The 7944-nt window shown below is 43.3% G+C and carries 8 protein-coding genes and 1 pseudogene; 1 reads left to right on the top strand and 8 read right to left on the bottom strand.

What is annotated here, in order from left to right:
* A partial coding sequence (locus tag L4B77_RS18600) for a transposase (protein WP_429750147.1) occupies positions 1–235 on the bottom strand: 235 nt, incomplete at its 3' end.
* A 55-nt stretch (positions 236–290) separates the two neighbouring features.
* Between L4B77_RS18600 and L4B77_RS18595 the strand changes: the two are divergent.
* Positions 291–497, top strand: a pseudogene (locus L4B77_RS18595) (Na+/H+ antiporter NhaC family protein); the annotation flags it as partial.
* On the opposite strand, the gene L4B77_RS18590 reads toward L4B77_RS18595, so the two are convergent.
* The 7 genes from L4B77_RS18590 to L4B77_RS18560 all read right to left on the bottom strand — a co-directional run bounded on the left by L4B77_RS18590 (position 494) and on the right by L4B77_RS18560 (position 7666).
* Positions 494–2206 carry an RluA family pseudouridine synthase gene (locus L4B77_RS18590; RefSeq protein WP_429752256.1) on the bottom strand — a complete coding sequence of 571 codons (1713 nt, stop codon included), beginning with the start codon at positions 2204–2206 and terminating at the stop codon, positions 494–496. The pseudogene L4B77_RS18595 and the gene L4B77_RS18590 overlap by 4 nt on opposite strands.
* A gap of 1059 nt (positions 2207–3265) precedes the next feature.
* The gene (locus L4B77_RS18585) at positions 3266–4123 is read right to left on the bottom strand and encodes a hypothetical protein (protein ID WP_429752254.1); all 858 of its coding nucleotides are present in this window, start codon (positions 4121–4123) and stop codon (positions 3266–3268) included.
* Entirely contained in the window at positions 4123–4977 is an 855-nt protein-coding gene (locus tag L4B77_RS18580; RefSeq protein WP_372040289.1) for an ABC transporter ATP-binding protein, read from the bottom strand. Before L4B77_RS18580 ends, L4B77_RS18585 begins: the two co-directional genes overlap by 1 nt.
* A complete protein-coding gene (locus L4B77_RS18575; RefSeq protein ID WP_261840302.1) occupies positions 4974–5345 on the bottom strand; it encodes a GntR family transcriptional regulator in 372 nt (123 codons plus the stop codon). The genes L4B77_RS18580 and L4B77_RS18575 overlap by 4 nt, the downstream gene beginning before the upstream one ends.
* Before the next feature lie 339 nt (positions 5346–5684).
* Positions 5685–6134 carry a PTS sugar transporter subunit IIA gene (locus L4B77_RS18570; RefSeq protein WP_429752251.1) on the bottom strand — a complete coding sequence of 150 codons (450 nt, stop codon included), beginning with the start codon at positions 6132–6134 and terminating at the stop codon, positions 5685–5687.
* Positions 6131–7387 carry a PTS ascorbate transporter subunit IIC gene (gene ulaA, locus L4B77_RS18565; protein ID WP_429752249.1) on the bottom strand — a complete coding sequence of 419 codons (1257 nt, stop codon included), beginning with the start codon at positions 7385–7387 and terminating at the stop codon, positions 6131–6133. Before ulaA ends, L4B77_RS18570 begins: the two co-directional genes overlap by 4 nt.
* Before the next feature lie 9 nt (positions 7388–7396).
* The gene (locus L4B77_RS18560; RefSeq protein WP_261840299.1) at positions 7397–7666 is read right to left on the bottom strand and encodes a PTS sugar transporter subunit IIB; all 270 of its coding nucleotides are present in this window, start codon (positions 7664–7666) and stop codon (positions 7397–7399) included.
* Positions 7667–7944 lie beyond the last annotated feature (278 nt).

The following is a 7944-nucleotide window of genomic DNA, read 5'->3' as shown; positions in this document are numbered from 1 at the left end:
GCTCTTCAGCTTGCTCTGCCAATAATCGTTTGAGTTTGGCATTTTCAGTGGCGAGCTCCCTTTCTCTATCGCTGATTTTCGCATCTTTTTTGACGGCTTTACGCCACCCATAAATTTGAGATTCATATAGCGAAAGCTGTCGTGCGGCAGCAGAGACACCGACTTTCTCTGCTAACTTAAGCGCTTCGGCTTTAAATTCAGGAGCATGTTTGATTCGTGTTTTCTTAGTTGTCATTGTTCACCTCGTTAGTGATTGTACTCACTTAACTCGGTGTCCAAAACTTCTGGTGCGGATCACAGCAAGCTTATTGGATATTTTCTCGTGTGTGATTCAAGGCGTATTACCTTATGGTGCTCAGGTATTGCTATTGGGCTCTGTGTTTAATCTATCGCCTCTAGAAATCGTGTCTAACTCGTACTACTGTTTTGCACTTGCAATTGTGGCTGTGGTTGCTGTGTTTATTAAACACCCAGCGCGCCAAGTTTCTAACGCTTAGAATTCAGCGTCGAACTGGAACTCCATCCACGCTTTGGTGATTGGGTGGTGCAGCGCGAGCCTTTCTGCGTGTAGGTGCAGTCGGTCGGCTTTATTGCCATATAGGCCATCACCGACGATAGGCATGTTAAGGCCTTCTTCGTGTGAACAGTGTACACGCAACTGGTGTGTACGCCCTGTTTTAGGATGCAGGTAAACCTTAGTGGTTTGCTCGTTTCGCTCAATCACTTCCCATTTGGTTTCTGCAGGCTTGCCGTGTTCGAAGCAGACAATTTGACGAGGGCGATCATAAAGGTCGCCACGTAATGGCAGTCGAACATAGCCTTCATCTTCTGCTAGAACGCCTTCAATCATGGCAACATATCGTTTCTCAACTTCACGAGTGATGAACTGCTTCTGCAAGCTCTTGTTCGCACGTCGTGTGAGAGCGAAGATCAGAATGCCAGAGGTCGCCATGTCCAAACGGTGAATAACGAATGGGCCTTCAACGTCAGGATGCATCTGTTGAACACGTGTGTAGGCGGAATCTTTGATGGTCTTACCCGGCACGGATAAAAAACCCGCTGGCTTGTGGACTACCACGATGTGCTCATCTTGGAACAGAATATCCAGCTCTTTACCTTCTGCTGGGTTCTCTAGCAATGGGTTTGGATCGACTTCAAGGCCTTTCATCATATGACCTAAAATCGGCACACATTTACTCTGACAAGAAGCGTAGTATTTCTTGTGTTTGCGGATTTCCGACTTTGGAGAGCGACCCCACCAAAATTCAGCCAATGCCAACGGAGTGTAGCCATTTAAGTACGCGTATTGCAGCAATTTAGGCGCAGCGCATTCGCCAGAGCCAGCTGGTGGTATCTTGTTTGGCGTGTTTTCAAAGATCTGGTTAAGGTCTTCAACGTTTCCTTCTGCATTTTGGAAAGCGTATTGTGAAAACAGTTTGTGTTGCAACTGATGAGAAAGGCGTGCTCTTTGCTCTTTGAGTTCAGTTAATCGAGTGGTGAACACATCAACTTTAGCCTGCAACACTTGCAGAGTCTGTTCCCAGTTGAGTTTTAGGTACTTCTGCTGGTTCTTGTCAGCAACACTGGCCTTGTTTAGCTCATTATTTAGCTGTTCGAAAGCTTGCTCATCAAGGCTTTCTTTACCTTGTTCACGTTGTTCTTTACGCGTTTTTCGGCCTTCAATAATCAATAGGCGCTGAGCTTCAATCTCTTGCTCCGCTTGCGCTTTCTGCTGCGCCAGTTGCTCGCACAATTCATGGTATTCAGTATTTGCTTGCAGCGCTTTAAACTCAGCGTTGACAGCCATCATGTCGGCTGTGTCTTGGTGGAAAAAGCTGTCGCTGCTCAGCATGTCGAAGACGGGCGGCACAAAGTGAGGCAGTAGGTTTTGGTCGGCGATTTTCCCTGAAAAAGCAGAAAAGTAACCCAACTCACCCTCTGGGCTTTTCACCAATAACACACCAAACATTTTGCCGCGACCCACGTCAGAATCCAGTCCGAAGTCATGCTGCCAGTCGGTTTGAGTTTCTAGATACTGTTGAAGCTGATGAGAGGCGATTTCACACAGTGGGTGCGGTTCGTAGTAGAACGGGAATGTGAAACGCTCAGGCAACGAATATGACTCGATCGGCTGTTGAAAACGAGTGAAGCAATGCTCAGGTGTGTGGCTGTTTTCTGAGTCGTGCGTTGGTTTTGATGAGTGCATAGTCGTATTAATACTTATATCGTGGTGATAAATGGTTGTGAGTCTACGGTGTGCGAGACCTTAAACATAGAACAAGGCGGCGATTCTACTCTTTATCGAAAAGCGCCTCAAATAAGAAATGCTTGTATTACTGGATAGCTAAACGAGACGGTCAGTACTATTTAACAGGGTGTCTATAATCATATTGAGTCAGCTACAAACATAATCCCATTCTGAGTGTGTGTCGTATAGACTAATGTCGAGCATAACGTTCAACTCGATCAGGTTCTTATTACACTGTCATCATTAAGTGAGGTTGGTTTTAGGAACTTAATTGGTGTTGGTTCGGTCTATTAGATAGGTATCACTGAACTGTATTGATACTGAAATGAATTTGTTATCTGAGATAACTAATCTCAATTTAGATCAACGGATCATCACCCTAAATTGAGCTATAGTTGATGTTTAGGTCACATTTTAATGTAATGAGTTCCTAGCGTCTTACATGTTTTGTGATCTGTATCGTTGAACAGGTAGCTAAACCCCGCTAGATTCGAACCGTTGATAATAAAAATAGCTCATGAAGAGCAGCTAAAAGAAAAGGAAATACCCCGTATGAAAAAAATGAGAAGAGCACAGCTTCATCGCGTTCGAATCCAATACTGGAAAGACACAGCGAAAGAAGCTTCAAAGAGATAAGGCTTAATATCGTTAGAGCCTGAAACAAGAGCTCGACAGACGAAAAGCTTATATCTAGAACGACGAAAATATCTGTAAACCGTAACAAATCGATTTTAATCGCACTCTTAAAGACCTTCATCTGGTCTGCGATGTAAGAAATCATCCCCTAAAGAGCTGGCAGGCATTCATAGTAATGCAGTTTAATGTCAGCTCATTAATAGGCTCCCTTGCTATCTTCTACCTCCCTGATCTATTTCAAACTATAGCTAATTCAATTCGTGGCTTTGCATCTGATAAGGTCAGCTATTAAAAAAGCGCCTAATCTCTTAGAAGCTTTGATTTAGATATTGATATCTGCTGAGGTCGCCCGATTAGGGTTTGTGCTCAGTGCCGATGGCTTTATCGTTGGAACAGTGTCTTCAAGCTCACATCATCCATTCTGTTTAATTTGAGGCTCAGTAGGTAGCCACCAATGCCTATCAGTACATAAATACTCAAAGACAAGATAGAGACTTCTGAGAGCACGCTGAGCGGATTATTTGCCGTTAACACTTTCATCGGTAGCGAAGTGATGAGGGAGAAGAAGTCGTTGATGCCATAAAAGCCAAATAGTGCGATAGCCAACCACTTAATTGCAAAGCTTGAGATAAAGATAACGAGTAGTGGAGAGTTCACCAACTGTGAAATCGCGAGAGTCACCGTTGCTAATGGTAATAAAACGAGTGCGACTAGCATCATGCGACCAAAGAATAGCACCCAATTGCTTAGTACATAAAACAGCGATTGCTGATCGACCAGTAATGCGAGTTGGTGTTCACTTGAAATGTTCAGTATCCAAAACAACACATCGGCGAACAACACGAGCAATGCACAGATAGCCGGAATTACCATTAAGCCAAAACCGAGTTTCACGCCGTGAGTCATTGCATTAGATACTGGCATACTTCTCCAAAACATCGAACTGCCTTCTTGGCGCTCTTTACGCAGCGTCTTAGGGAGGTAAAGCGTCGAAAGTAGCAGTGAAATTAAGCCGGCACCAAAGTAGATCACGGAGTTGAGATCTTTTGTGAAGTCTCGGTGAATGTCACTCATGTTGCCGTTCACTTGCATTTCGAAGAAAAACTCGTGTTGCGCCTGACCACTAAAAAACAGACTAACGAACAGTAAGAAACCACATAGCGCAACAAACAGAGGTAAACGAGTGTTAATTTTGTGCTCGATGAGTTCTTTTTCTAGCATGTAAAAACTGGGATGCATTATGCCTTCTCCGTCTGGGTTGCAAGGAATAGATCTGCGAGACCAACGTTGTAGATATTACCTAATGGTTCAACTTGCGCTTTGTATTGGCTTGCCAATAACCATTTAGTGGTTCCTAGCCCCGGTTGTGAGGTCAGTGGGTGAAGTTTTTGGATCTCACTTGAGTGATTGTTTGCGACTTCGATAATGAAATAGTCGTTTTCGATGTCTTCCATACTTTTCTGTAACACGCAGTGGCCTTGTTTTAAAATAAGCACATCTGTCAATAAGTGTTCTATCTCTGAAACCTCGTGGCTGGCAATGATCATTGCGCGCTTGCCATCGTGGAACCATTCGAGTAGGTGGCGATAAAAAGTATCGCGGTATAGCAAATCTAGGCCAAGTGTAGGCTCATCTAAGATCAATACTTGAGTGTCGGTCGCGATAATGATTGCAAGGTGAACTTGCACTTTCATCCCTTTAGAAAGCTGCTTGATCGTTGAAGAGAGCTTAATGTTGGTGCTGCTTAACATCTGCTGTGCTTTTTGTTTGTTGAAACTGGGGTGTACACCTTGCGTGTATCGGAGCAGTTGTTTTACCGTCATCCACTCGGGTAGCACGTTCACATCTGAAATATAAGATAAATGCAGCATGAGGTCGGCGTGCTGGTGGATAGGGTGGTAGCCATTCACCTCTATTTCACCTTGGTAGTTGTGCCCACCAAGCAGTGATTTGATCAGGGTCGATTTACCCGCGCCATTGTGACCTAGCAGGCCAAGCACTTGCCCTGGTTTTAACTCAAAACTGATGTTCTCGACACCCACTTGATTGGAATAGGTTTTGGTTACGTTTTTCACGGAAAGTAAAGTACTCATGACTTATCCTTTATATGTTGTGCTAGCTGTTTCACGAGTTCTTCGACACTCATATCAATGATGCCTAGCGTCTCAGCGATGGCTGGGATCTGTGTGTTGATGAATGATTGATGGGCGGATTCTTTCAATTTTTGGATTGCCCCTTCAGCCACATACATGCCTTGGCCGCGTTTTTTTTCTACCAAGCCTTCATCAACCAGTAATTGATAGCTTTTCATGACAGTAAGGTGGTTAATCTTGAGATCGGCGGCAACCGCACGTACAGAGGGCAGTGCCTGTTGTTCTAACCAAATGCCTTGAAGAATTTGGTCGCTGATCTTTGTAGCAAGCTGCCTAAAGATCGGCTGGTCGTCTTTCCATTTGGTCATAGTTAAAACTGCATGGTGATATACATATGTATAACACTAAACTAATTATTCGAATTGGCAAGTTTTTTAACCGTGGTTACTTATTTTTAATGATTGAAGTCTCTTATCGTCTTTTAAGGTGAAGAGTGATATTGACTGAAAATATTAGACGTTATCGATGTGAACGCTGGGATAATGATGAGTTTGCACTCTTTATGTCGAGCGATGTTGAGGTCAGTATGCGGCGATGAACAGACTCAAAATGTCATGTGACTTTTTGCGCTTTATTTGGTCTATTAACGACGAAAGCCACGGCGAATACCGTGGCTTGTTTATGGGGGAGGAGCTACAAATGTAAGATCAGTAGCGTTTTAAGATCTCGATGATCGTTTGTTCTGTTTCCGCCGCAATAATGGCATCAATGTCATCATCATTTTGGAATAACTCAGATAGCGCCATAATGGTGTGGATGTGGCTATCGGAGTCCATCGCCGCCAGAGTAATCGAAAGATAAACGTCACCGTTGTCTTCGGACTCAAAATCAACACCCTTTTTGAATACCGTCACTTGCAGTGATGCTTCGTTCACACCATCTTCAGGACGAGCATGAGGCATTGCAATCTTTGGTGCTAGAACATAGTACGCGCCAATGTCCTTGTGCTTTTGTTTGATTGCTTCAGCATAGCTTGCTTCGATTTTGTTGCTCGCGAGTAGCGTTGAACAGGTCACATCAATAGCCGCATCAACCGTTAAGTTTTTTTCAGCGTTGATGATAACGCCTTGGTTGCCAATTAAATCGAATAAGCTCATGACACAATCCACCCTAGAATTAGACCAACTACACCAAAGTCGAAGTCAGAAAAAGTAGTGGCTTCAAGACCCAGACCACCAAGTACTGGAAGTAAAAGCATTGGTAAGAACGAAATACATATGCCTTGTGTGAAAGACCCCAAAATCGCACCGCGTAGGCCGCCTGTCGCATTACCGTAAACGCCTGCCGCACCACCAACGAAGAAGTGGGGAACCACGCCTGCAACAATGATTGTCCAACCAAGCGCGCCTTGCACTGCCATTGCCAGTAGGCCTGCGGCGAAAGAACAAAGAAAGCCGATAAGTACTGCGTTTGGTGCGACAGGAAATACCATTGGGCAGTCTAGAGCCGGTTTTGCTCCTGGAACCAGTTTGTCAGAGATCCCTTTAAATGCAGGGACGATTTCAGCAATCAGCATTTTCACACCTTGCAGTACGATGTAAACACCACCTGCAAAAACAAGAGACTGCATGAAGGTAAATACGACCCAATTTTGTCCGTTAGATATGGTTTCAACAAATTCACCGCCAGCCATAATCGAAGCCAGCATGAAGAAAATGGTCATCGTTGTTGCTACTGCTACAGGCGTATCACGCAGGAACATGAGGCTCTTAGGTACGTTGATGTCTTCTGTTGATTTCGACGTGTCACCAAACTTGCTGCCAATGTAACCCGATACTAAGTACGAGAGCGTTGAAAAATGACCCATTGCCAGTTGGTCTGTACCCATTACTTTCTCTGTGTACTTCTGAGCAAGTGCTGGCATGATAACCATCAATGAACCGACAATGAGCGATCCGATTGCGACGAGAGCAGTGCCTTGAATATTCGCTGTAGACAGAATTACAGCCACCAACATAGACATGAACATTGTGTGGTGGCCTGTTAAGAAAATATATTTCAAAGGCGTAATTCGAGCTAATAAAATGTTCACTACGAATGCAAAAAACATAATTAGAGCCATTTCATAGCCAAAAGCTTTTTGTGCTAATGCGACAATTGCTTCGTTATTTGGAATAACGCCACTTACACCAAATGCTTCAGTAAATACAACTGAGAAATTATTTAGAGCACCCACAAGAGCACTGGCACCAAACCCTAAAATAAGGAAACCCATTACGGTTTTTATTGTGCCTTTAAGTATGGTGGAAATATCAGATTTTTGAGCAACAAGGCCAATGAAAGCAATTAACCCTACCATGATTGCAGGCTCTTTTAATAAGCCAAGCATGAACTCGAAAAAGTTTTGCATAATTTTACCTTACATGAAAGTTTTTAGTTGCTCTTCGATTGATGCTTTATCAAAAATATTTTTAAGGCTGATGATGTTCTCTTTTCCACCATCTTTCAGCTGGTTGGCGACGTCTGTTGCTGCAACCCAAATATCCGCTTTGCTTGATGATGCAGAGGACAGATCTTCGTGATCAACTTCTGCTTCGAAACCGATTTTTTTTGCCACTTCTTTCACTGCCATTTCCATCATTAGTGAAGTACCAAGGCCGTTACCGCAAACTACAAGAATCTTTTTCATAATATTTGTCTCAATTGGATTTTAGGGGTTGAGAAACTGTGTTCTCTTATTGTGTGAGAGCATAGTAATGGAAATATTGAGAACCCAATAAGACCTGCATCACAAAGTCAAAATGAGATTGTGATGTAGATCTCGTTAATTAACAGTAAAGATCGAGAGTGAGACATTGATCAAATTTAACTTTTCACTCGAATATGCAACGTATTTTATTGAGAAAGGTAGGCTTAATTAATTTTTATATCAGGATATAAATCTTTAGAGGCGTTATTGTATAAAAC

This window comes from Vibrio minamisatsumaniensis, from assembly GCF_050337445.1.
GTDB classification, from domain to species: Bacteria; Pseudomonadota; Gammaproteobacteria; order Enterobacterales; family Vibrionaceae; genus Vibrio; species Vibrio artabrorum.
The sequence above is the reverse complement of the archived record's forward strand: the minus strand, read 5'-3'. Positions and strand labels throughout refer to the sequence as shown.

Bases quoted from the DNA above. Each gene is read 5' to 3' on its own strand.
- L4B77_RS18580 (WP_372040289.1), bottom strand. From the start codon at position 4,977: ATGAGTACTTTACTTTCCGTGAAAAACGTAACCAAAACCTATTCCAAT.
- ulaA (WP_429752249.1), bottom strand. From the start codon at position 7,387: ATGCAAAACTTTTTCGAGTTCATGCTTGGCTTATTAAAAGAGCCTGCA.
- L4B77_RS18585 (WP_429752254.1), bottom strand. From the start codon at position 4,123: ATGCATCCCAGTTTTTACATGCTAGAAAAAGAACTCATCGAGCACAAA.
- L4B77_RS18575 (WP_261840302.1), bottom strand. From the start codon at position 5,345: ATGACCAAATGGAAAGACGACCAGCCGATCTTTAGGCAGCTTGCTACA.
- L4B77_RS18560 (WP_261840299.1), bottom strand. From the start codon at position 7,666: ATGAAAAAGATTCTTGTAGTTTGCGGTAACGGCCTTGGTACTTCACTA.
- L4B77_RS18590 (WP_429752256.1), bottom strand. From the start codon at position 2,206: ATGCACTCATCAAAACCAACGCACGACTCAGAAAACAGCCACACACCT.
- L4B77_RS18570 (WP_429752251.1), bottom strand. From the start codon at position 6,134: ATGAGCTTATTCGATTTAATTGGCAACCAAGGCGTTATCATCAACGCT.